Below are 25,506 nucleotides of genomic sequence, written 5' to 3'. Positions count from 1 at the left end.
TTTCTTTTTTTCAGGAGAGGGTTATCGATTAACCACACAGCACCGCAGCTCGTGCTGGGTCGAGGGCCACTAATCCGGCGAGCAGGTTTTCCATCTCACTATGCAGGTGTGATTTGTTCGAATCTGTCCGACTGGCTTTCATTCTCAGTAGTTTCAGGCGACGGGCTTTCACTTCAAACAGCAGTTCTGGCTCCCATTGACTGAGCGTCATCTGGGTCGCATTCCCCTCCAGTTCACCCAGTAAATGCAGTGCCATATCATTTTTTCCGTACTGTTCAGCGACCCTCGCCATCAGCAGACGGATAAGCCACTGATGGCGAGACGTGCGGATACCGGGACGGTTTTGCAGCCAATTCAGCGCCGCCTCCACGCCTTCGCTGTCGGCCTGCGCCAATGCTTCAGGTTCCAATTGCAGAATATCGTCATCGCCCGCGGTACTGGCCGATGCTGCGGGTTCACCTCCCCAACTTTCTGAGGCCATGACATGCTGGTTTATCCAGTGCAGGGTCACTTCGTCGGCGAACGGGGTACCATCACTGAATGCCAGACCTTCAAGCCCCGGCAAGCGGGTCAGCAGACCGTTCAGATCTTGCTTAATAATGTCAGCCCAGCGCTCATGCGGTGCGCCCGTTTTCATCAGCGCCTGATGGGTATACCACTGGAGATCAAGCCATAGGTGATTCACGCCCTGTGCGAACAGGATGTCGGTTTGTTCCAGCAGTTCCAGCCAACTTTGTTGGAGGTAGAGACGTTTAAGCAGGGCGCGGTTCTCCGGCTTTGGCGGGGCTAGGCGAGTACATCCGTCTGCTGCCAACGGCGGAAGTTCATGCAGTGTATCTAGGCGAATACTTTTCATCAGATGATGACCCGACAGCCAGCCGTTTGGCTGGTCGCGCAAGTATTTTGCCAACAGTTTTGCCTGATCGAGCAAATCACGCCCAGAGGTGACCGCTTTCAGTGCAGGCGCATCAGGTGCCGCGTGGCGGGAAGGACTGCTGTTTTGTGGAATGACGGCGTCAGGACCGCCGGACTGCATCAGCCGGTTTTCTAATGCCGCATAAAGGCTAGAGAACTGAGGACGCGTGGACTCATCCCAGCCTCCCACGCTTTCCTCAATTAACGCCAGCGCGCCCACAATACGTTCAAAGTCAGCCTTTGCGACTTCTGGATAGAGCGACAGGCTGTCCAGCATCCGGCTACCGGCCAACCATTCCAGTGCTAATTTGCGGCTATTGCCACGTTGTGGATGCAGCGCATCACCAAAACGTTGGACCAATCCGGCCAGCAGAGCTAAACCGTCCGCCAGTCCACTTTCGCCATTAATGTGCAGTCGCGCCCAGATATAATAGGTCGCGACACGTGCATCCTTGCATGCACCGGTTAGCAGCTTCTCCGCCAGTGCACAAACCAAATCGATGTCTGCGCCGGACAGTTTGTTGACTTCTTCGCGCATCTGTTGGAAGTCATCGTCATAACCGGGGTCATCACCCACCGGTGCATCCGCTGAGATGGGAACGAGCCATTTTTCCCAGAGCGAAATCTGCGGCTGGGCCTGTTGCGAAAGTACCTGCTGTTCTGCATGGCAGGCGTTGAGTAAGCTGTGCAACGTCGCCATCAGTATGCTTCTCCTAATGTAGTATCCGATATGATGTTATCCGATAGGGTGGTATCCGACGTCTGAACGCGACTTACCGCATCTACACTGAATATTTGCGTCGGTAAAACAAAGTTACGCAGTTTCAGTAACGCCAACGGACCTTCTCCCGCTTCCGTCCGTAGGGTGTAGTTCAGAGGCCGGCCATCAGGGGCTTTCCAGGTAAGATTAAAACTGCTGTTCACGCCCTGATAAGGTGTGACCTGAGCTTTATCCAGTAACCGGATCCATCCCCAAGCGCCTGGGAGATCGGCAAACTGTCGGGTACCTGCTTGGGTGCTTATCCAACTCAAGCTGGCACCTGGCGCTTCAGTATCATGGGGCCAGACGAAACGTTTCCAGACAGGTAACTGGTTGTAATAGTTTAGTTTCTGACTATCAATGACCAGATCAGTTTGCATCACATCTTTGGCTGTTCCTGGGCGCAGTTCAAAACGCATACCCGCTTCACCGTCAGCAAACACCACATCAGACAAATAACTCAGTTGGTCTACGGCTGCCAAGAACGCAGGGTTAAATGTCAATCCTTGAGCATTAATGCTGTCCGGCACCCAATGGCTGCCCTCTTTGTGCAGCACACCGTTCAACCGAGTTTGCAGGAAGCGGGCGATACGGCCGCTGTCACTATTGAGGTAACGAGCCAACAGCGGGAGTGACACTTCACTACTGGTATCTTTTAACGGATAACGTCCGCCGAAAGTGCTGTTCCAATCATCCACAATAGACGCCTGCCACTGGGCATTCAGGCTCTGCGCTGCTGGCGTCAATACCTGCTGCCACGCCTGCTCCATAGGCTGAACAAATACCGTCTGGCCAAATCCACTCCACTCTTGCCCGAGACTGGCGGCAATCAGGCTGCCGTAATCCCGAGTTTCGGTCAGATCGACCGCTTTACCCTGAAATACCGTCTGGGCCAAGCTTTGAGTCATGGCCTGAGGGTCGGCAGCATTCACCACCTGTTGGAGTTTAAGGCGGACTTGGGTGACTCGAGTCAGGAAGGTCTGCAGACTGAGGTTGGTGTTGCCCTGCCCGCCAGCTTTGACGTCCATCAGCGCCAGTACTGGCCCGAAAGTCGCGTCCAGTGGCCCCTGAGCACCGGCTTGTTGGTCAATAGCTGGTTGTTCATCACGATTTAACAGATTTTTGGCTGATTTCACCAACGAGTCTGATAACGCCTCACCCGTTTGCCCCGTCTTCCCCTGCACGCTCAGGGTGTTCATTAGCGCCACCAAAGGAGATTGGCGCACGTCTGCCATCAGCGTGAGCTGGTCGATAGAGTCAGATAATGTTTGTGCCTGCTGCCAGTGCAAGCTGTTGAGAAAGTCTAGCCAACTACTGGAAAAATCAGCGAAATAGCGCGCTTTCAGACGCGCCTGAAGGGCTTCTGGAGAATCCTGCTGCATGACGGCATTTTTGATATCACTCAGCACCCAGTCCATCTCTTCCCGACGCTCAGTGACCACTTTTTCAATCGCCGGTTTGACTGCGTCCTCCCAAGCTTTACGAGTAAACATGCCCGGCACAACGGCGTCAGTGGAAAATATTCGTTCAGCATCGGTATCGCCCGTCATGTCAGACAGGCGCAGATCGGCATACTGATGCGCGACCTGAACCATCATCTTTTGGTAGAGCGAAGACTCACTGTTGCGGGCCCCCATCTGACTAATCAGCCGGGTACGTACCTGACTGACCAAGTTTTCATCCAGCTTCAAACGCCAAGATGGGTGCTGAGAAAGATTCTGGGCATAAAAGCTCAGTAGCGTGGGACCACTGCCCTGCCAGATGCTGTCCGGTACGCCACTGCGCTGTGGCCAGTTTTGGAGTAGCGTGGGGCTAAACCACGCCGCATCCATTTTCTCTGGACGCGCCAACATCAGATAGAGTTTTAATTGGTCGTAAGCGGGTTTTACCAGCGTGTCCCGTAGTGGAGAGTCAGGTGGAAGCTGCGCCATCGTGGTGAGTTGGTCTTCAAGGTGACGGGCGGCGGCATCACGCAGTAGAGGCATTGCGCTGGCCTGATAGTGCGGCCAGAGAGCGGTCAGCAGCGGATCATTTTGGCTCAAACTAAACCGGCTGTACCACGGTGCGCCTTGTTGCTGGCGATACTGCAATCTGTCTAACGTGTGTTGCATATCCAGTTGCGCTTGAAGACGCGCCGGAAGAGGTTGCTGCACGTTAGCCGCCAGTTTCACCTGAGACTCACTGGTTATTATAGCGTCTCGGTTTATCAGAAATGACATCACCATCCCTGCGCCCCACAACACCATGCCACCAGCCACAACGACCCCTAGCGTTTTACGCCAAGCGAACCCCAGTTTTTTCGCTGCCAGACCGGTGGGTAATGATGAGATTGAATCAATCAACACATCCCAGCGGTTATCCTTGGCCCAGTGATGTTTCACACTGCGTTTTGCATTGACGGATGCCGGACTGAAGATAACCCCCGCCAGCGGTGAAGGGCGATAAGGGTTCAGTAGCGTCGCAAGAGGACCCGCGACAGAGTCCGGCTGACGCGCTAGCTGATCGGCCAGTTGCAACAAAAACGGGTGCTGGGTGTTACTGCTAATCTGTTGCGTACCCTGTTCAATCAAGGATGGCAACAGCCCGTCAAGTTGTGTTCTCAGTTCGTCTGGTTGGCAACCTGCTGGCAGCAAACAGCCCACAGATTGCGTGATACGGTCAGCTCCATCATCAGCGTGCAGTGACCAGACATACAGCGGCAGCCGCCAGCCAAGCAGGTCAAAACGCGCAGCGAACGCCTGCGCCACGCTGTCCATCATATCGGCGGTGAGTGCTGTTTTAGCGTCTTTCTGACCCAGCATCGTGCGTTGAGCTAAGGCTGAGGTCACCCAAACGACACCATCGAGCGGACGTCCGCGTAATTTACGCAGAGCACCCAGCCACGCGCTATCCGCCTGTGCCCCAAGATCGCCTCCCCACAGCAGCACGGTGCCACTGTCTTCCTGCCAGTATTGCGATGTCAGGCCCGGAGTGAGTTGCTCGACATCCGCCGCACTGCCAGTGAGTAGAAGGATGCGTACTTTGCGGGGCCAAAAGCGGCCGTAGTGAGTGCGGAGAGTCTGCTGCAGTTCACGGATCCAGGCACTGCTAACAGCCAGATGTTTTAGCTGTACTTTCTGAACAGCCGCATTCTTTTGCTCATTATCTACTTTCCGAAAGAATCTCAGTCTAGAACCTACAGCAATTAATGAACGCCGACTGGCAAGCGCCAAGGAGAGGAAAAAGGAAACTGACAGGATGGTGCCGCCAACCAGTAACTTATCTTTCGCGGAGGTCCACCCCAACTCATCTCCCCAAAAATAAAAAAGCAAAAACAAAAAAGCCATGAAAACAATAACAAAAAACATACTAGAAAATTTAATAATAAAAGTTTTCATTTTATAGCCCACCCTTATTATCGGCGGCTAAAGTGAGAAAATAGGACACGATTAAAGAATTATGGTATTTATTTATAATCAAGTAACGCCCTGGTTCAAGAAACTCCTTCACGTACTTAATCTGTAAAACCTCAGTTGCCGGCCCACATAAACATAGGTAATCAGCAGTATTAATATAATTAAATGACATCAATGCACTCTCAGACATGAAATCAGACGTTTTTATCACAATGTCATTTTTTTCTTTTTCACTTAAACCAGAATATAAAACACCTGACAATTGATTATCGCAGGACACTTCACCCCAAATAATTGATTTATCTACACCATCCCACCCAATTTCAGGTCGATAGAGAGAGTCAAAGGATAACTCTTTATTTTCAAAACTCTCGCTATTTTTTCCAAATAATAAAACAATTGACTCGGATTGATTATCAACACTGTCATTGATCAGTTCATTTCCATGCAAATGAGCGGCAATGAGAATAATATATTCACTTTGTCCCTCATCTAACCATGAATCTAACGATTCATATACACTATTACCAAACAGAATATTTGAAAAAGGGAAAATGGGATTAAAGCGCTTACCCCACAATTTTTCCAACTGCAATTTCAGATCATCAGAAAAAACAGATATGATAGTCAACATAGCACCTGGCGGTAACAGAGTTATATGTGTATAGATATCTTCTAGCAACTCAGGCATCATTTTATTAAAAAGGGACTTCATCCTTTCTTCATACTGTTCTTTCTCATTAATGTTATGTACAGATGAAGAAAAGGCGAGATACCGTGACATATGCGTAAATTTAGGTGTATATCTAACAGGTAAGAGAGAGTTACTCATTGCATCAGTTACGTCCCCACTAATATCAGGAAACTTAACCTTTATATCAATAACTTTAAGATGAACTCTTCCTTTTTGCAGCAACGCTTGATAATAATCAGTACGTGTTGCATTCCAATACTCCGCCTCTAAGTTACTGCCATTCCATAGTAATAACCTGAAAGTAAAAATCCCGCCCCAAAGTAACAAAGGTATTAACAGCAGTTCCGGCCAAAAAATATAAGGATTTTTAGACAGATACTGTGAAAAGAAACCCAGAAAAATGCATAGATAAACTATGACAATCAATAATAAGATACTGCCCCATAGCCATAGAGATGGTGTTCTAGTAGTTGTTTTTATCTCAGCAGGTATATCGAGAATGTTTACTGGCATGCCCTTACTCCTTGAGTACAAGCGAACCAGAGGAGATAAGCGTAGCACCACAAGCACAATGATGCCCCTCTAACGCAACGGGGAGTCCATTATCGCAATGGTTTTCGTCACCTTCAATAATGCTATTTATGCCATGTTTGGGGCAAGAAACTCTATCTGATTTGCGAGTAACAAGCCTGCCATCAATAGAGACTTGAGCTGAGCCAGTTAACACCACACCACCATGAGATGTTTTATCTCCAACACAAATGGTTTTTCTCATAAAATAACACCTATTCCAAAAAATAATATACTAATTATTAACAACTACTTCCGGTAACCTTTTCAGCAGGTCAGGTTTAAACTGTTCAGGATCATCAACCATTACCCACTGACCACTAGAATTTCTTTCTTGTATTTTTTCAGGTTTTTTGTAGGTTCCAGTTTTAGGGTTTACCTCAATAACCTGATCTTTTCCTATAAATTTAAATGCAACTTCAATATTAAAGTCCATATAGTAATCTTTTATCTTTCTAAGGCCCTTAGAATAGTAATCAATATCTCCACCACTAGCTGAATAAGGAAAGCCATTCAATCTAATTAATGTATCGTAAGTTTTACTATAGAATAAAATATCATAATAGCCCTCATGCTGTTGCGAATCTAGTTGTAAACTTTCAAATGTACAAGCTGAGTAAAAAAGCAAATAATCTGGCGAGTCTTTTAAAATAGAGTCCGATTTCCCTATACAAAGCAGAGGATATTCGACTCCGTCTTGTGTTAAATTAGTTAGCAAAAATTGAGATATTCGATTATGTTGTTTAACTCGGATCACCTGCTGATACTGAGAGGTTTTCTCAAGGAGACCATCATAGATACCACCCGGCACCACCACCTGTTTACCATCAAAGAGGCCAAGCCATAGGTCCTGTTTTTTATTTACAAGCCAATACTGATTTTTAGACAACCTCTTTTCTCTTTTATCATCGGGTAATTTATTTTGCTCATCTTTATATTGAGTGTTTTTTTGCTCCTGCTCATTATCGAATATACTTTGCATAAGTTCACTTGAATTATTTTCCCAGGTTTCCTTGCTAATTACAGGAAATTTATCATTTGACCAACAAAGATGTGTTACTAATATAAAAAAAATAGCCATTAAGTATTTCATTATTAACCCTCAGGGATAATTGAAGCCATCAATAAAAGGAACGGGATCTATACGATCAAGCATACCAGCCCTTGAAGGATTACGTGTTCTCACCTCAAAATGCAGATGAGCGCCCCTAACAATGGTGGTCATCCTGCTAGCATTCCCAGTACTGCCAGTTTTACCAATGCAGTCACCGCAACTTATCGGACTGTGAAGCGATAGATTAAGGCTAATTTCAGAAAGATGTGCATAGAAGAAATAAATTTCCCTCAAGTTATGACAAAGGGATTTCTTTGATAGCGGCAAATCATCAACCTGAACAACAATACATAATTGTTGCCCATAATCACCCCTATTAGTAATAAAAGCTACACGCCCATCCGCTACGGCATAAATAGGTGTTCTAGGTTCCGCAGCAATATCGACTCCTTGATGAGCTCTAGGTGCCCCATTAGCACCAATCCTGACAGAACTGCCAAAACTTGCGCTTCTTGCACTACGTAATCCATGGGTTCTTATACGACATATAGCCAGCGGGTTACGCCATTGTATTGCAGCACTAGCAGGGGTATTAGATGTTGTTAACGTACTACTACTTGCACTTGTGTTTGCTGGAGTGCCAGTGTTTGCGGACTGGTTAACTCTAGCATTACTATCAGAAGTCTGCGTCCTTAGTGCTGGTAAATCAGTTTTAACATTAAAGTCCGGATTGAGTTTCTTTATAATATCTTTAATAGAATAAGTTTTACCTGTTGGTTTTAACCTAAAATGGTCTGGAACAACTATAGCATTATAAAAATCCACCATCCATGCAATAAAAGCTGTTCTATATGTTTCATCAATAGAAAGGTATCTCTTTTCCTTTTCTCGATTATTTAGATTACTCTGAAGCCGAGTTTGAAAAGAACTCTCAGAATAAATTTTATATTTCGTCCCCGTGACTTTTTTATTCATTATAATATCATATGCGCCACTCTCACCATTCATGTGGATCAAGTAAGCTAATTTTACTAGTTCGTCAGGACATAATGATGACACACTAGATAATTTCTTACCAAGATTATCAACCCCCTGCCGATCATATAAGCCTATCATGTCGATATTATACTCTTCATCGCTACGCAACCTTAATACCACTTCTTTATTTATTTCCTTTTCCTTTACCTCACCCGTAGGAGAAATCACAGTACCGTAGAGACCCTCGCTCTTATATATAATTGTCTGATAAGAATATTTTTTGGTCAAATATTGGTATACTTTAGATTGTGGGTTTGTACTCATAACTAACCAAGTAACTGGCTTAAACTGTCCTAAGCCAACTGCACCCGAACCTACTGTATTAGTCGCGTTGGCCTTCCACCTGGATTCAGCATAAATAAGTGCTGCTAGGCCTTCCGGTAGGAAATCATATTTTTTTGCTGTTTCAATAATATAACTACGATACCTCTCTGCCTGTGGAGGTAGGAGTAGCCCCTCACTGACATTACCTATATTATTGACACTGGTTGGTATCCCCCCTTCAGTGCGGGTAGTCTGATTGATCGGTAGCGCCTGATTCGCTTTAGGCTTATTTGTTACAGACTTTGGGGGATTAGCCGGTGTGGTTGAGAGGCTATTATTGTTTTTAGCTTTTTCTTTTTCCTGCTGCTTGGTAGATTGCTGAGTCCCTGTTTTCACTAAGGTACTTCCCTTGACCACCATCTCTCTTGAGTTTATTCTCAGGGTTTTATTACCTAATGGTGCTTTGGGATGATTGGCAATAACTATAAATTGCTTTTTATCTAGGTGCTGTAACTCGACCTTAATACCTTTGGTACTGTCCTCAATAAGGATTCCGGCCACCGAGCCGTTGCCATCGGTAATATAGTCGCGAGTCTTACCATCAAAAGTTAGTTTGAGCTTGGTATCTTTAAGTGGTCGCCACCTGAGATCACAAATATTTAAATTAAGCTGTGTATCATACGTTTTCTCCTTTGAAGGTAGCACCAACATCTGCCCTGGATGAATAATATGTTGTTTTGCCTTGGTGTTAAGACCGTTAATACTATTAAGATCATTAATTTCAACACCAAAGCGACGGCTAATCTTCCATAAGCTGTCACCCGGTTGAACAGTATATTGCTCCATGGTTACTCCTCCTTCAAAGTATTAAACTCTTCATCGTATTGCGGACCATGATCATCATCAAACGACTCATCAAACGATTCATCATCAGCTTCTTCATCGGGCATCTCGTCATCATCAGTGAAGAGACTGGTCCAGACATCATCACCAATAATGGCATGGAAACTTTTGTTATCCTGTAACTCGAAAATCCCAGTCTCACCATCACCGAAGGTGGATGACCACAGATTTTCTTTATTATCACTGTCAAATAGTCTGACATTCATGGCTGACGGTGCTGCATTACCCTGCGCATCTAATAACATAAACTTGATCGCCTGAGGGCCACTGCCTGGCAGCTCTGGTAATGTCGACTCTAGAGATGCCGGGCCACTGTATAAAAGTTTGCTTTGCTTCATCGTGATATCACCAGGGCAACCCAATTCAATATTGCCACCTGAAAGGCGAATATAAGCCCCACCGGCACAATTCAACGTTAGCGTTTTCGCTGCTGTCAAGGTGATATTATCAGTGGTACTGGTTAATGAAATATTATGCTTGGCAACGATATCAATGTTCCCTGCCTGGGCCTGAGAAATAAGATCGCCTTTTGCTGCAATCGTCTCGACGCCCTCACTTTCTGTAAAGAGAGATATCTTCTTAGCCGCCGCTAAAGAGATATTTTTCATTGCTCCCAGTTCTGCACTTTGACCTGACGTCATATAGATATTGTCACTGGCGGCCACTTGAAGATGGCCACCGCTCACCACGGCAACCCCTTCAGGGGCACTGGCAAGTAACACTGCCTGTTTAAGTTCAAGCAGTTTTTCCTCCATTAATTTCTGTTGCTGCTCGTAATGTAAGACCTGAGCCTTTGCTACCTGTGCCGATTGAGAAAGCGACTCCATTCGGCTAAGTGCTTGAGACAGCAATGCCTGCATAGCCGCCATATCCAGCATCTCCCCACCGGCAGACGGCTGTTTATCCGCACTGATAAATACCCCTTTGCCCCCCCGTACCGCTACCCAATCATCCGTTCGCAACTCGGCACCCTCACCACGAAGGACTCGCTGAGCATCCACGTTGTGCCCGAGGTTCAATTGGGTTTTACCGCCGTACTCGGTACTCAGCTTGATGTGCTCTTCGCCGCGCTTGTCTTCCATTCTGAGCTTGTTGAAAGCAGGCGTGCGGATCACGTTGCGGGTATTATTTTTCTCGGTGACATGGTCGGTATGACGCGAATCGTGCAGAGCATGGGCAATATACGGGCGGTCCGGGTCACCATCATGGAAGGCTATCGCTACCTCGGTGCCTTGTATCAGCGGAAAGTGGATACCGTACACATCGCCACCGTAAGGTTTGGCGAGTCGCACTGGCATGCTCTCCTGCCCCTGTGCCTTATCGTCCTGGTCTGCATCAAATTTCACCCGATATAGGCCGGAGGTATCCTGCCAGGCATAAATATCGTTCGATTTTGCACTGGTCACTCGTGCCATCATCGTGCCGCTGACTTTTGGACGTGGAAGCAATGCCGGACGCCAGCATAGGGTTTCGCTGTAGGGTACCGCGGCAATGGTCACTTTCAGTGCATCTCTACGGCTGGCGCTAAACCCTGTACGGACTACAACCATCGGTTGTGCCAGTAACTCTGGCAGCGTGGATGGGATTGATGTGTCGGTGACCGTCAGTACCTGAGCAGGATGCAAAGTTGGATCGGTGCTAAGACCGGTGATCAACGTTTGTGCTGATAGAAAACGTTCATGGTCAAGACGGGCGAGGAAGTTACCGGTTTCCGCTGTGGGATCAATTTTATCGCCGGTATCCAGATGGCGTGGTTTGTAGTGATACACTTCGCCATAAGTTACCCCTTCACCATCGCCGCGCGTCATATCTGCTTTGGTGGACTGCAGTATTTTCTGCGCTTCACGGTAGTTGTAATCTTTCGCAGTAACGCTGGCCTCGACGACATTATGATGCACACTCATCCCCCAAACCGACTGCACTCCACTATCACTCATGCCTGATGGACTATTCAGTGGCAGCGTCTTGCCAAACTCATAAGCACTCTGCTTATCGGCAAAATTGACCACTTCAGTCTGGGTGTCTGGTTGCAGAGTGAAGAAGTAAAATATCCCCATCTCTGAGAGTAACCGCTCAATAAATTTAAGGTCTGTCTCCTGATACTGGTTTATCTGCTCACGTTTTGGGTAGGTTTGTTTCAGCGTGAACTCATATTCCCAGTCTTTCAGGCCATGTTCCTGAAGTATCTGCTCGACAACTTCAGGTACCGATTTATTAACAAAGAAACGGTGTGTGCGGTACTGGTTATCCAACAATGCAATGAAAGGTTCCAGCGTGATCTGATAATTAACCTGGTCGGCTGAACCTGATATCCGGCGAAAATCTGTGATAACACCGTGTACTACCTTCTGTTGCATCAAACTCTGCAACAAGCCAGTTCCCATCATCAGCGTTGCTGGTTTGCGCAGTAATTGGTCCGCATCAATATTTTTGTCTGTACTCGTGAACAGAATATTGTAGTGATATGTATTGCTGAGTCCCTCATTGCCGCTGAAATCTTCGACATCCAATGGTGATGTGCAGGAAGGAATATCGAGGCGGTAGCGATTCAGAGTAGTTCCGGTAAGTTTTGATAATGTGTTCTGTAGCGTATTAGTAAGATTCATGGGTTCTACTCCGTGGTAATAACCTGCTTATTTCAAGTACAAAACAGGCAAAACCTATCTTTATCGTTAAATTTTGCTGGCGATGGATGGCTCATCATATTCGTGTTTAGTTAGTGGCACGTCATAAGCCCTTCTATTGAGCATTTCAAATCCCAATACAAAATGTCTTGGATGGTTACCCTTATCTTTGGACTCAATAACAAGTTGAACAATAAAAGGTCCAGTGGAGGTATCAGGAAGATGATAAAACGAAGGTGGAATACAAAGTTTCCCATCTATAATTGTTAGATTAGGTTCATCTGTGAATGTCCCTTCTTTAGGGGAGGTACTCCTGAGATTAATAGATATAAAAACAGGCTGATAATCTTGTGCATTAGGAATAAAGAAGCATACCGAATCACCATTCATGTAGGTGCTGGCCGTCTCAGAGGGATAATACTTCATTTGTCCCCATGGACATCCTGTTAACGTCAATAAGCAAAATGAAGACAACATCGTGAAAAATAGAAAACGTAGTTTGCTTCTTATCACCAAGGAAACCCTCGCAGTGCATTTCGGTATGATTTTCTTATTACGACTTCAGAAATATCGCCATCAAGAGTAATAATATTATTTCTTCTCAATCGCCTCCAGGCACTATAATCACGCGCCTGCAATGTAAAGTTATCCGCAATAATTTGCGCTTGTTGCTCCATGGGATATTCGCTTAACAGTCGCCCATCGAGTTTATATCTGTAACTGACCAGCCAACTAACCAACCCTCTCGCAATGACATTCATTCCTTTGGCGCGCTGCCATACATGACTCATTTCATGAATGAACAGATGTTGCAGATTATCTGTCGTCTGCGAGAAATCATCTCGGTATTCATTGCGGAAATAAATTTCACCATTCGGCGTCATCGCAGTATGTTCATCTTGCAGATTAAAAGGTAGATAGCTTTCCTTGTGGATCCAGACAGTGTTGTACTGAATAGTTGATCCGAAAACTGATTTCGCCAGTTCCGTTTCGCCGAGGGTCAGCAACCTGAGCCCCCCCTCTTTTAATGTGTCATTATTTTCCTCAGTCATCACCAAACTCCAGCACAATCCCTTCTTCTTCATCCCAGCCCAATGTCAGCGACTTGGTGCGTTGTTGTTCAGACAATCGGCTCAGCAGTTGTTGGCTCAGTACCGGTAAAATCTGTTGATTCAGCAGGCTGTCGATGTTGCGCGCGCCAGTGTCGGGTAGCAGGCAGGCGGCGACCAGCGTGTCATACAGGCTCTCTTCAATCGTGCAGTGCAAGCCGTAATGTTTGTTCAGACGTTTAGCGACCTGTGCCAGTTTCATTTCGACGATGGTGCGCAGTGCAGTCGCGTACAATGGACGATAGATCAGTGTCTGGAAGCGAGCGAGCAGCGCAGGTTGGAAGTGATCGCGCAGGATCGGGCGCAGTAGTTCATGCAAATCGCTGTGAGTGGCTTCTGGCCGTTCATCCAGCAACTGCATCAGATGATCGCTACCTAAATTAGCCGTCATCAAGATCACGGTGTTACGAAAATCGATTTCTCGCCCTTCGCCGTCGCGCATAAAGCCACGGTCAAACACCTGATAGAACAGATTGATAACATCGGGGTGCGCTTTCTCCACTTCATCGAGCAGCACCACGCTATACGGGCGTTTGCGCACCGCTTCGGTCAAAATGCCGCCCTGCCCGTAACCGACATAGCCTGGAGGCGAGCCTTTAAGCTGAGAAACGGTGTGCGCTTCCTGATATTCGGACATGTTGATGGTGACCAACGACTTCTCGCCGCCAAATAGCGTGTCAGCCAAGGCCAGTGCTGTCTCCGTTTTGCCCACACCACTTGGGCCAACGAGCAGAAATACTCCGAGTGGGCCATTTTCCGGCGTAAGGCCAGTTTTAGCGGCACGTAAACGCTGTGCCATCTCAACCAACGCAACATCCTGACCAACGACGCGCATCGCGAGGTGACTTTCTAGCTGCAATAAATCGGTCTGTTCATCTTTCAGCAGGCTACTCAGTGGGACGCCCGTCCAGTCAGCGATAACTGTCGCCACTGTGCGAACATCAACATCCAGCGATAGCAGCGGCGTATTCCCCTGAATCTGGCTTAATTCTTCCTGCAACGTGGCCAGATCCGCCACGTTAGCGATATCTTGACGCGCTTCGACGATGAGTGAAGTCAGTCGTTTCTCTTCCTGATATTGCTGCTCAAGCTGCTGTTGCTCAACCACCAGTTCTGCACGGCGCTGATCAATCTCATGTAAGCGTGTTGAACCGACGTTCGGCAACAAGAGCACGTCCTGTTCAATGGCCTGTTGTTCCATCTCTAGCGCGGCCAGTTCAGCGTTAATCTCCATCAGCGCAGCGGGCAGCGTATCAATGCTCATGCGCACTCGAGCACCGGCAGTATCGAGCAGGTCAACCGCTTTATCCGGCAGCTGACGACCGGTCAGGAAGCGTCGCGACAAAGTGACCGCAGCCGTAATGGCTGAATCAAGGATATGCACGCCGTGGTGCTCGGCATAACGGCCTTTTAAGCCTCGCAGCATCAAACTGGCTTTAGCATCATCCGGCTCGTCCACTTTCACCATCTGGAAGCGGCGCTCCAGTGCAGCATCACGTTCAAAATATTGTTTGTATTCTGACCAGGTGGTGGCCGCGATAGTACGCAGTTCGCCACGGGCCAGTGCCGGCTTCAATAGGTTAGCGGCATCTGCGCCACCGGCCTGATTACCGGCACCGATAATGGTGTGGGCTTCGTCGATAAAGAGCAGCACTGGCGTCGGCGATTGTTGTACCGCTTCGATAACATTTTTTAGGCGCTGTTCGAACTCACCTTTCACCCCAGCCCCTGCTTGCAACAACCCCAGATCCAGAGTGCGCAGGCTGACAGTTTTCAGGCTGTCGGGCACGTTGCCATCGGCAATACGCAGTGCCAGACCTTCCACCAGCGCGGTTTTACCAACGCCCGGTTCACCGACTAAAATCGGGTTATTTTTACGGCGACGCGACAAGATATCGACCATTTGGCGGATTTCCGTGTCACGGCCAAAAATCGGGTCAATCTGCCCTGCTTTCGCTTTGGCGGTCACATCTAGTGTGAATTTATCCAGCGCCGCTTGCAGAGCATCGTTCAATTTTGTCTGACCACTGGTGGAGGTGGAGGTGGTGGTCGGGGCTTCATCTGTCAGGTTAACCGGCGCGTCTGCCAGTGCCGCAGTTTGCTGAATTTCAGGACGCTCATCAGATTGGTTATCCAGCAACGGTAGTAAGCGCACTAGTTGCGTTGTGCTCAAGCTGAGTAATGGCCAAGCCGCATCGGCAACCAATAATGACGGTTTATTTATCAGAGCGGACAGGAGATGGGAGGAACGCACTGCATCTGCGTTTTCCTGCAACGAGGCATCCAACCAGGCACTTTTGATCAATTGCTGTAACGCAGCTGAAAGCTGAGGTTTGCCCTGTACCGTGCGCGGTAATGTCTCCAGATGGGCCAATAATCCCTGCCACAGACTGTCCATGTCCCACTCATAACGACGAGCAATAACGGTGATGTCACCTTCACCTTGTTCCAGCAATTTCAACAACCAGTGCTCGATGGTGATCTCGGCATGAGCGCGGGTCTGACACAGGGTTGCAGCACCGGCCAGTGCCTGAGCGCAATAAGGATTTAATCGGCGTAATAAGTGTGCTGAATGCGTGGTCATAAATTCTCTTCCTTGTGTGTCATTTACCCAGTCAGGCATGCTACCGCCCATAGCCATCAACCGAGGCCCATAAGGTCATCTGATAAATTGTCAGTGTATTTAGCGCAATACCGATAAACCGACACTCCGCTAAAAACACAAAAAAAGCAGACGGAAAACCGTCTGCTTCGGGTAACTATGCGGTAGTACGTTCGTTCCAAGAATCGGAATGAATGATATTGCCGTCTTTAAAGGTCCAGGTGACTTTTTCGTAGCGCAGTTCCACCAGTTCCAGGTGGTTGTGCTTCTCTTTCGCCGGATCTTTGATGTCGTGCATTTTCGGCGCGACTTTAACCACTTTGACGTTTTCCAGTTTGGTGTTGAAATACTCAACTTCCTGGCCAGCGTCATCAATGCGGTACCATTTGAACTCGGCGGTTTTCAGTGTTTGACCGGTAGTCACTGCCTTGTACAGATAAGGGGTAGACGCATCGATTTCTTTGGTGAAAATGAACGGGGTATGGATACGGGTGCCTGTCAGCTTGCCAGTATTGTTATCGGTTGGGATGTACAGGTTATGATCCTGAGCCACGATCTCAATGCTGCCTTCACGGCTTTGCACATCAACAGAACCCTTGATGTCCGCACCGCCGTCGTCTTTCAGCCACAGATAGACTGGAATTGCCATGTAAAACTCCTTATTACTTACTGAATGAGGTCGCTTGTTCCTGCGACCGGTTTACTGTTTCTGGCACCTGACAAGCATCAGCCTGCGGCACCAAACTAATTTCGACCCGACGGTTGGCTGCGCGGCCTTCCGACGTATCGTTAGATTTTAAAGGACGACTCTGACCATAACCCTGTACGGCAAAGCAGCTTTCCGGAATATCCCCAGTGTCACGCATCCAATTACGCACTGACTCCGCCCGCTTAAGTGACAAAATCTGATTGGCTTGACTATCACCCGTAATATCGGTGTGACCCGCTACCACGATCAGCCAGCTCGGTTTCGCCTTAATCCCAACCAGCGCATTTATAAGCACTTTGGTAGAGCCAGATTTAAGTTCTGATTGCCCCACGTCAAAGAGAGACAGACTGTCCAGACGGAGGTTTGTCGGCCCCTGAACAATTTGATTAATCACAGGTGGCGGTGGAGGGGGAGACGCCCAGCTATTGATAGCGATTTCAATCGGTGCCCTAAGCCGCAGCCCTTGATACAACCCGAGTGACAAACGCATGGGCGCACCGCTACGTAACCAGCCATCAAGCATGTGTGCATCTGCACGTAGTTGCTGCTGAGCCAGAGTCTTAGGGGCTGGAGGCGTGCCGGTAAGCCGGTTATACAACGAGAGATGATCGCTAACGCTTTGGACCAAACGTTGGTTATTAATGTATGAGGCCAACAGGGCAAACAGTAAAAACACACCGCACAGCACGCCGGCCATCTGCCAACTCTGCATCAGGCGGGAGACACCACGACGGCGCGGCAGGTAGGGCAGCAGCACTTCTGGCAACGGCAGACTATCTTGCACAGGGATAGCCACTGGGGTCAGTGTGGTTATCCCGTGAATATGTGACTGCCACAGATTGCCCTGGTTCGCCATCACTGGGGTAAAGCAGTAGCCCCATGCACACGGAGAAAGTGCTGGGACATCACCATGCCGCTTTGTCAGGACGCTAAGAACATGTTCATCAAGCCAAGATAAAAGACTCTCCATCCAGAATACCGAGCTCAACTTTTCCTGAACGTTCCGGTCTTGATGTTGACTCCATTCAACCAGTGGCATGACGCCAGCCCCTACTTCCTGAACTTGAATGCCTTTCTGCCCTGGCGTGACCGTATACCAACGTTCAGTCTGCGCTGATGGGAGCGTAGGGGGAGAAAGCCAGAGACTGACCCAGACCGGTGGTATGCCAGCAAGCCATCTTTTGCACTGCACGATGGCCCGTTGCCAAGCCAGCACAGATTGTGAAAAATCATCGCGAACCTGATGCTGCTCCGGCACAATAGCCAGTAACACCGATATCTGAGCAATCAGCGCCGGACGTTCAACGGCCAAATGTTGCGCGAGGATCGGTAATTGTTCTGGCATCTTCACCGCGAGATACCAACCTAGACGGGTTTCGCGAAAAGATGCAGATGCGGAAAACAGAGCATCGCTGTCACCGCAAACCAGGACCACCGCACCCTGAAAATCTTCAGGGGGTAATATTGAGTCGGCAATGAACTCGTGGGCTACTTTATAGCGGTTATATTTGCGCCATTGAAAATAACCGCCCCCCCCGCAGAGGATGACAACCAGCATGCTCAATGCAACACGGCTGCTCGTTCCCAATGGCCAGAAACCCAGGATAAGCCACAATGCCAAGCATGCCCCCAACAGCAACAGGAGTAACTGCGTCAATCCACGCATCCGCTAATGCATCCCTGTCAATTGAGACACCATATGCGTAAGCCGAGTGGACAACGTGAACCACAAAACAACCAAGATGACGACGCCCGCGACCCACGAGAACCAATAGGTTTTACGCCCAGAACGCAAACGCAATGAGCGCGAGACCACCGGTGTTTCCTGCGAAGAAGCAAATGGAGGCACCAGTAAACTTAGCTTACGCACCACATCTTCTCTGCGTTCGTCCCCCTGCTCACGGTAGCGGCCGACAAACCCCAAGGTCAACGCGCGGTAAAAACAGGTCAATACAGCCGTATCCGGTGCAGGCTCTTGCAATACCGTACGGATCCGCTCCCACAACTCTTCACCCGCATTCAGGGTATTGAAGTAGCGGGCCTGAAGCGGATCTTTTAGCCATTTGATATAGCCGCTGTCCTGCTTCTGGCGATTCAGTACACTTTCATCCAGTAACGCACACTGGGTGTACAGCATATGGTCACAGCTGATTTCGCTAAAACCCGCCCGCGACAGCGCCTCGCGAGCGCCATCAATCCACTCACAGGCACGACGGTACAAGGCTTCCCCGTCTTCAACTTCCTGGCCATTACGCAGTTGGCTGACCATCAGCCAACAGGGATAAAAGACCGAATCAACGACAGACGTATTTATTTTGCTCATGAGCGCAGTACCGCAAACAGTTCGAGTTTGATATCACCCAGCGAACCTGGAGTGTAGAAAGCGCAGTTACCAGCATCCAGCATGGCCTGCGCGGCTGCGCCTTTGAGGTCAAGCGCAAAGTACTGATTCTCCAGACGCAGTGGGATAGCAGCCGGAACATGGGACAATGGTTTCATCTCCACACCGTTGAGTGCCACGTTAACGACATCTGACACATCTTCTGCACTGCCTGCTTTACAAAGCAGCGGGAATTGAGTTTGCAATAGATGATTAGGGATAGACGAACGAACGGAAAGATAGAAATCGGCCCCTTCACGCAGGCGAGCATCATGCAATGAACCTGTCCAGAATTGCCCCTCGTGGGTCAGTTCAATCACCACCATACGTGACGGCAGACTGGCTTCGAGCAGGGTATCAAGTAAAGTAAATAATGGCGGAAAAACTCGCTCTGGCGCATCATGCTGATAAAGCGGGATATCCTCAGCTTTATGCTCAAGAGAAAACGTCAATAGGCTACCGGCTAGGCGGACAAGTTCACGATAGAACAATTCGGGATGGCGGGAAGGCGTCTGATACAGTTCCATCAGTACCGGCTCGGCACTGTTTAAGGCATTTAGTAACCAGAACAGTGACACGTCGGCTACCGCAAAATCTGCCATCCTCTCGTTACTTTCACGTCGCATAGCCATCAGACGACGTCGACGAGCCTGTAAGCGATGGATTAAATCACCCAGTTCAGTCAACACAGCCTGACTTGCCGCCAACGACAGCATCGGTGGAATAAAATGTTCATCCTCCATCCACTGCCCTTGCGTATTACGTATCAACCGCACGACAGGGCACGTCAGATAGGCACTGTTTTCCTGATGAGCAAAACGCAGCGTGACGGCATGGCGCATGATCGCCAACTCAGTACGTTCATGACCAGCCAGTTCCTGTACGGTGACCCACTCCTGCAGCCAGCGGCGTGGACGCGCGCTGTCATGGCCATCATCCAGATTACCCCCGTTGGCAGAAAGCAGCGGCAATGCCAGCACCACGTCTACAACGTCACGATCTGAAACCGTAGACAAATCGCAAGCGGGTGGCAGGTTATCCGCCCGTTCAGAATCAATCAGCGTGCCATCAGGAAAGCGAACAACCAGTCGCAGCGCATTCAGGCGGGAAAGGGCCAACGATCCACTGTCAAATGCTGCATCGATAACACCCCATGGGGCGGCCAGTGTCATATGCGCCACACAGTCGGCTACATAGGCATCCCAGCGGGACTGTTGCTGGAATTGTTGCGGGGCCAAAAAGGCCCCGTCGTTCCATAACGGACGATAAATTTTCATCGTATCTGCGTTTATGCCTTAGCCTTCGGCATCTGCGAGACCAATGACAGATTCACATCCATACCTTCAACCTGGAAGTGCGGCACGGCATAAAGCTTGACGCGGAAGAAGCCTGGGTTGTCTTCGATATCTTCGACAGTCACTTTCGCATCGCGCAATGGATGGGAAGCCTGCAAATCATCGCCCGGATCAGTCATTTCCGTGACCAACGTGCGGATCCAGTTGTTCAATTCCAGTTCCAGCAAACGGCGGTCTTTGGTGGTGCCGATGTTTTCGCGCTGGATCAACTTCAGATAATGCGCGATACGTGACAGCAGGAAGATATACGGCAAACGGGCGTTGATACGGCTGTTTGCGGTAGCATCTGCAGTGTCATACAGCGCCGGTTTCTGAGCTGAGTTAGCGGAGAAGAAGCAGGAGTAATCACGGTTTTTATAGTAAGACAGCGGGATAAAGCCCAAATTAGCGAATTCGAACTCGCGTGTTTCTGGGATCATCACTTCTGAAGGGATTTTGACCTGATTACCGGTACCTAAATCGTACAAGTGGATAGGCAAGTTAGTCACCGCGCCACCCGCCTGAGGACCACGAATCTGTACACACCAACCGTTTTTAATGAAGCTTTTCACCATATTGGCCGCAAAGGCAAATGAGGCATTGGTCCACAGATAACGGTCATGGTCCGGCCCTTTCACCTGCTCAACGTAGTTAAAGCTGCGCACCGGTACCGTATCTGGCCCGTAAGGCAAGCGCCCTAACACACGCGGCATGGTCAGGCCGATATAACGTGAATCATCTGAGTCGCGGAAAGCTTTCCACTTGATGTATTCGGCACGGTCAAAGTAGTTACCAATATCTTTAATAGCGGCCACTTCTTCCATGTTCTCTTTACCAAAGAACTCAGGGCCAACCGAACCGATAAATGGCATATGAGCAGCAGCTGCCACTTTGGCGATATTGCGCAACAAAGCGATATCTTGCGGGCCACGATTGAACTCGTAGTTAGAAATCGCAGCAGCAATCGGCTCGCCACCTGGCGTGTCATATTCCTGAATATAAGTCTGAGTGTAGAGACCACTTTGCACGATTTCAGGGGCATCTTCGAAGTCCTGAACCAAATGATCTTTACTGATATCCAGTAGCTCAATACGTACGTTTTGACGGAAATCGGTTTGATCGATCAGGGATTTCACGCCACGCCACGTCGACTCCACACGTTGGAAATCAGGATGATGCATGACCGCATCCAACTGACGACTGATTTGGTCATCCAGTGCCGCAATGTGACCATCAAGCAGGGTTTTATCCAGTTTTTCTACTTTTTTCGACGATTGCTTCAGCAAGTCTAAAAAGACACTGACGGCGGCCGTCACACGTTCATCCGTGGTCGCTTCTGCCAGTGCATCATTGTTCTGGAAAGCATCAAGTCCCGCTAATGAGGAGACCGGACTGAGATTGATTTTTTCAAATAAAGAGGCATAAACGCCTTGGGCGGCTGGGTTGTTCTTCTCTAAAACGGTCGTCGCACTACCCTGCGCAGTATTTTCCTGTACAGACATCAGCATATTCCTTTTCTTCTTTCTAATGACAAGCAGCCAATCTGGCGATTAACAGTCTTTTGGGGCCAACGCCGCCAGCTCAGCACGTAGTTCATCGCTAAGCGCTTCGTCTTTAAGGATATTTTCCAGTTCACGACGGAAAGTGGCGTTATCCAGCAGATTGGATTTGAGGTCACGCAGCAGATTGCGCATCGCCAGCAAAGCACGCAGTTGCGGGATCTGGCGAGCCACGCTTTCAGGTTCAAAGTCTTTCATGTCATTGAAGGTGAGGGCGACCGCAGTATCGGTGTTATCTCCTGCCAACGTATCAGGCACTGACAGCTTCAAACTAGGTTGAAATTCAGCCAATACACTGTTGAAATTATTTTTGTTGATATTGAGTTTTTCACGTTCAGACAACGGACGTTGCTCCTGACCGTTACTGTAATCACCCATCACTAACAATTTCAGCGGAAGCTCCATTTTCTTCTGAGCCCCACCGGTATGCAGATCTAATTTAATATTAATGCGAGCTTTGGGTATTTCGTTTTGAAAGCTTGAAGAGGACATCGACTTTCCTTGTTAGGGGAAGATAATTTAGGAAATCCATGCCTGAGAAGTTGCGTAAAAATGATCTACATTATTCAAAGCAATATCCATCGCACGCCGATTGATCGGGTGTATGAAATAAGAAAAATGATTGTTTGTAGATAACATTACCCATTCACAGGATGGCATAACACGGTATCTGACAGGTATTTTTCACACTTAAGCATAACGACTAAATACCCAGTGGCCGCAGTTTAAAAACATAAGCCAATTAACACCAATGGGTTATATGTAACAAAATGTAAAATTATATATTCAAAAAAAATATGATTATGGTGTTGATGAATAAGAGTTTTCTCATGACTGGAGAAAAAATCCTTTTAACATAGCGCGTTAAAAAACCATCGTAACTGATAAATTTAGATGTAGTGAAATTAATTGTAAGATTAGTCCTACAGATATTTTCTTCCAAAAATGTGAGGTGAAGCCATGATATTTTTTAGTAAAGAAGCCAATAAGCGCATTACCTATCATCTAAATGAATCAATTAAACTCTGATAATGTAAATATGATTCATCGGTGCTTAACATAGTTTTTCCTTGCAGTAAATCCCTCTCTGGGATTGAATGAATTTTTTCATTAAAAGTCATATTCAACCCATTTAGAAAATGGGCTTCTCTCGCTGATGAAATATTTTCATATTCGATATGCTCAATCATTTATGCTATGGATGCAAAGCTAGACATGAGAGATATTTAACTCGTCTACATCTCATATTCGACGACAATAATGCTCAAATAAACATTATTGTCGCCATAGCTATCATACTTATTTCGGTGACTTAATTTCCTGCACCTGCTGGCTTAATTGCCATGACAATAGAGGTGTTAATGCTTGCCAGCGGGTAAGTGTTTTTCTCTGCTCATCATCCATAGGTTGAGGGGTGCCCAGCATCAGCCCCGAGTTATCTGCCTATGGGCGGAACTCTCTTTTACCGGTTAAAGTGAAACTGCCTTGTTGAGTGATTAAAAGTTCAGGGTTATATCGCTGACGCCAAATAAGCGCTCTTCGATATAACGGAACATAAGCTCATCCGACACGCCCTAGGTGCCAGACTCTGCTTCTGGATAGCGTTTTTTCAACCCATTTTGTTCGACAAATTCGCTAATACTCAAGTGAGGTAAGAACTGGCTTAAATTACGCTTGGAGCCATTACCCGATGTCACGAAAATGACTTTGTATCCGTTAGCGAGAAAAAGTTTGAACATATTGCTAGAAAAATCAAAGCATTGAGCACTGGCTGGCTAATATTATTGTTTGGGCTACGAACAAAGCATCGACTTAGGCTATCAATGGTGCCATTTCCTTCAGATATAAAGCAGGCAAATCGCCAGTCGATTTGCCTGTGCTGTTTTAATGACTAAATAATATGAGGTTTACTTAGATGCATACCCGTGAATTAAGTCGCAATTAATACCAAATATAATTAAATATCATTTAAATACCATTAAATTAAATTAACAATGCAATGATTTACTAATAATATTTATCATACAGCAGTGTAAAGTTATTATTACGATAATTATAAATTTTAATTTTAATTACTTATATTGTTTTATGTCAATTAATTAACTACCTTTTAATAATTGATTAATAACTAACCACAGTTAAGGCCATGATAAAACAGCAAAATCCATCATATTTGAATAAATATCTTAGTTAAGTTAAAAATCACCTCGAAAAAACAATTAATTACTTCTGTAAACTATAGTAAGAGGCTATAATCAATGGAAAATTTATCTCTACTTAATAATATCAAAGAAGAATATCAAAAAAATAGATCTATTTTCATCCCTGGTCACATAATAAGAAAAATCATATTATCGCTAAAGGTAGACCCCGCTGACTTTACTAAATTGGAAAGTATCAGTAATCATTTGATCAGTGATCCCACCTTACCGTTTAGAAAAACCAAAACGGGTAGGTTCTGTTTCAACTTTAAAAATTCCACGATAGAGCGAATCGAATTTCAGCCCTTTGTGCTCTCCGCTGAAGAGGATTTTGTTCGCCATGACTCAGGGAAAACTCGCTGTTTTCGCGGTATTGGCGATGATTTACAACTCAATACAGTATTTCAAGCGCTTATGATGATCAAAGCTTATCTTGTAAGCGATGTAACCGTTGCACCACGACCCAAACTAAACCAAGACAGCCATCAATCCCTATGTACTGTTTTCAATTTGAGGACTGTCACTACGCCAATCCTATTAGGAGAGCCAAGTCTGGAAGGTGTTCACAGTGATGGAGCTGATCATACAATGACAATATTCCTTGGTAGTAAGAATATGAGTTCGAATAGCGCTAAAACTTTTGTTCATGATATGAAACAAAAGAATGGGTTGAATCATAATGAAATAGATCGAAGTTATGTTCTAAAAGAAATTCAACACAAGAAATTTCTTGATACATTGCTATTTGTTGACCATGAGAGAAAGCATAGCCTTACTCCAATTTTTGCCCAAGATAAGACAAAGGAGGCTACTCGAGATATGTTGATTATGTTGACGAGAAAACCAGTAGAAGATGGGCATATTTCATTTCAATATGATTCTTTCCTTCCTCATAGAGAAATACCGCTTACATTCAATATGATCAAACAATAATATTAATTACTACTCCACGCGAACACATTGCTATGGATGGCAATACTTTTCGTTAGAAAATGAAATTACCGCTAACATTTGAGTTGCGCAGCGCTGCCGAATACTCTGATCGCTATTTCTCTACCGATAATCTGATTGCCTCTTTCGTCAATCAGCCATATCCCATCTAGGTGATTTAATGACTTTATCGCTCAATAGCTGGTTCAAAGATTGCCTAATCACGTCTCGATTGGCGGCGATATTCAAGTTATGACCCGCCATGAGGCTGCTGCCCTGAAGGGTCACCTGGTGGCTTGCACGCCACCGAGCGTGGCTTTGACGCCTTTCAGCGCGGCCAGTCGGCCATTGCTTTCTTCGCTGGCATCTTTGGCGGCGGTCACTGCGGTATTTAGTGCACTGCCGACTGCACCAGACAGCGCCATAACCTTGGCGCAGATTGGAAGCCTGATAACAGAGAGTTGG

Annotated in this window: 17 protein-coding genes and 2 pseudogenes; 1 reads left to right on the top strand and 18 read right to left on the bottom strand. The window is 47.2% G+C overall.

All coding sequences use genetic code 11. The annotated features are described in order from the left end of the window. Positions 1 to 28: 28 nt before the first annotated feature. The 17 genes and pseudogenes from tssA to DA391_RS03415 form a co-directional block, all read right to left on the bottom strand. On the bottom strand, positions 29 to 1,615 hold the full coding sequence (gene tssA / locus DA391_RS03495; RefSeq protein WP_108087380.1) for a type VI secretion system protein TssA: 1,587 nt from the start codon (positions 1,613 to 1,615) through the stop codon (positions 29 to 31). Continuing rightward, positions 1,615 to 5,052: an ImcF-related family protein gene (locus DA391_RS03490; RefSeq protein ID WP_108087379.1), complete on the bottom strand. Its 3,438-nt coding sequence runs from the start codon at positions 5,050 to 5,052 to the stop codon at positions 1,615 to 1,617. The genes tssA and DA391_RS03490 overlap by 1 nt, the downstream gene beginning before the upstream one ends. Before the next feature lies 1 nt (position 5,053). After that, a complete protein-coding gene (locus DA391_RS03485; protein WP_240624787.1) occupies positions 5,054 to 6,277 on the bottom strand; it encodes a hypothetical protein in 1,224 nt (407 codons plus the stop codon). A 4-nt stretch (positions 6,278 to 6,281) separates the two neighbouring features. Next, entirely contained in the window at positions 6,282 to 6,539 is a 258-nt protein-coding gene (locus DA391_RS03480; protein ID WP_072084731.1) for a PAAR domain-containing protein, read from the bottom strand. 30 nt (positions 6,540 to 6,569) lie between these two features. Then, positions 6,570 to 7,427 carry a hypothetical protein gene (locus DA391_RS03475; protein WP_226722734.1) on the bottom strand — a complete coding sequence of 286 codons (858 nt, stop codon included), beginning with the start codon at positions 7,425 to 7,427 and terminating at the stop codon, positions 6,570 to 6,572. A 9-nt stretch (positions 7,428 to 7,436) separates the two neighbouring features. Then, a complete protein-coding gene (locus tag DA391_RS03470; RefSeq protein ID WP_108087377.1) occupies positions 7,437 to 9,536 on the bottom strand; it encodes a peptidoglycan DD-metalloendopeptidase family protein in 2,100 nt (699 codons plus the stop codon). A gap of 2 nt (positions 9,537 to 9,538) precedes the next feature. Next, positions 9,539 to 12,199: a type VI secretion system Vgr family protein gene (locus tag DA391_RS03465; RefSeq protein WP_108087376.1), complete on the bottom strand. Its 2,661-nt coding sequence runs from the start codon at positions 12,197 to 12,199 to the stop codon at positions 9,539 to 9,541. A 66-nt stretch (positions 12,200 to 12,265) separates the two neighbouring features. Continuing rightward, complete coding sequence (locus tag DA391_RS03460) at positions 12,266 to 12,643, bottom strand: putative T6SS immunity periplasmic lipoprotein (RefSeq protein ID WP_226722732.1); 378 nt, start codon at positions 12,641 to 12,643, stop codon at positions 12,266 to 12,268. 83 nt (positions 12,644 to 12,726) lie between these two features. Then, positions 12,727 to 13,269, bottom strand: a complete 543-nt coding sequence (locus DA391_RS03455; RefSeq protein WP_108087375.1) for a type IV secretion protein Rhs — start codon at positions 13,267 to 13,269, stop codon at positions 12,727 to 12,729. Continuing rightward, positions 13,262 to 15,910 carry a type VI secretion system ATPase TssH gene (tssH, locus tag DA391_RS03450; protein ID WP_108087374.1) on the bottom strand — a complete coding sequence of 883 codons (2,649 nt, stop codon included), beginning with the start codon at positions 15,908 to 15,910 and terminating at the stop codon, positions 13,262 to 13,264. Before tssH ends, DA391_RS03455 begins: the two co-directional genes overlap by 8 nt. A gap of 175 nt (positions 15,911 to 16,085) precedes the next feature. Next, positions 16,086 to 16,577, bottom strand: a complete 492-nt coding sequence (locus DA391_RS03445; RefSeq protein WP_019211904.1) for an Hcp family type VI secretion system effector — start codon at positions 16,575 to 16,577, stop codon at positions 16,086 to 16,088. Positions 16,578 to 16,590: 13 nt separating this feature from the next. Beyond that, a complete protein-coding gene (locus tag DA391_RS03440) occupies positions 16,591 to 18,303 on the bottom strand; it encodes an OmpA family protein (RefSeq protein ID WP_108087373.1) in 1,713 nt (570 codons plus the stop codon). Between the two features lie 3 nt (positions 18,304 to 18,306). Continuing rightward, positions 18,307 to 18,960, bottom strand: coding sequence for a type VI secretion system protein TssL, short form (tssL, locus tag DA391_RS03435; RefSeq protein ID WP_072187370.1), 654 nt, complete (start codon positions 18,958 to 18,960; stop codon positions 18,307 to 18,309). Next, complete coding sequence (tssK, locus tag DA391_RS03430) at positions 18,957 to 20,294, bottom strand: type VI secretion system baseplate subunit TssK (RefSeq protein ID WP_050083635.1); 1,338 nt, start codon at positions 20,292 to 20,294, stop codon at positions 18,957 to 18,959. Before tssK ends, tssL begins: the two co-directional genes overlap by 4 nt. A gap of 11 nt (positions 20,295 to 20,305) precedes the next feature. Next, complete coding sequence (gene tssC, locus DA391_RS03425) at positions 20,306 to 21,859, bottom strand: type VI secretion system contractile sheath large subunit (protein WP_098904961.1); 1,554 nt, start codon at positions 21,857 to 21,859, stop codon at positions 20,306 to 20,308. Between the two features lie 42 nt (positions 21,860 to 21,901). Beyond that, entirely contained in the window at positions 21,902 to 22,402 is a 501-nt protein-coding gene (tssB, locus tag DA391_RS03420) for a type VI secretion system contractile sheath small subunit (RefSeq protein WP_019211909.1), read from the bottom strand. An 807-nt stretch (positions 22,403 to 23,209) separates the two neighbouring features. Then, positions 23,210 to 23,801, bottom strand: a pseudogene (locus DA391_RS03415) (LTA synthase family protein); the annotation flags it as partial. Positions 23,802 to 24,168: 367 nt separating this feature from the next. Between DA391_RS03415 and DA391_RS03410 the strand changes: the two are divergent. Next, the gene (locus tag DA391_RS03410; protein ID WP_057651250.1) at positions 24,169 to 25,044 is read left to right on the top strand and encodes a 2OG-Fe dioxygenase family protein; all 876 of its coding nucleotides are present in this window, start codon (positions 24,169 to 24,171) and stop codon (positions 25,042 to 25,044) included. 284 nt (positions 25,045 to 25,328) lie between these two features. Here DA391_RS03410 and DA391_RS24680 read toward each other — a convergent pair. Further along, positions 25,329 to 25,466, bottom strand: a pseudogene (locus tag DA391_RS24680) (hemagglutinin repeat-containing protein); the annotation flags it as partial. Positions 25,467 to 25,506 lie beyond the last annotated feature (40 nt).

Source organism: Yersinia massiliensis, from assembly GCF_003048255.1.
GTDB lineage: Bacteria > Pseudomonadota > Gammaproteobacteria > Enterobacterales > Enterobacteriaceae > Yersinia > Yersinia massiliensis_A.
Note: the sequence above shows the minus strand (reverse complement) of the source record. Positions and strands in the feature narration are given on the sequence as shown.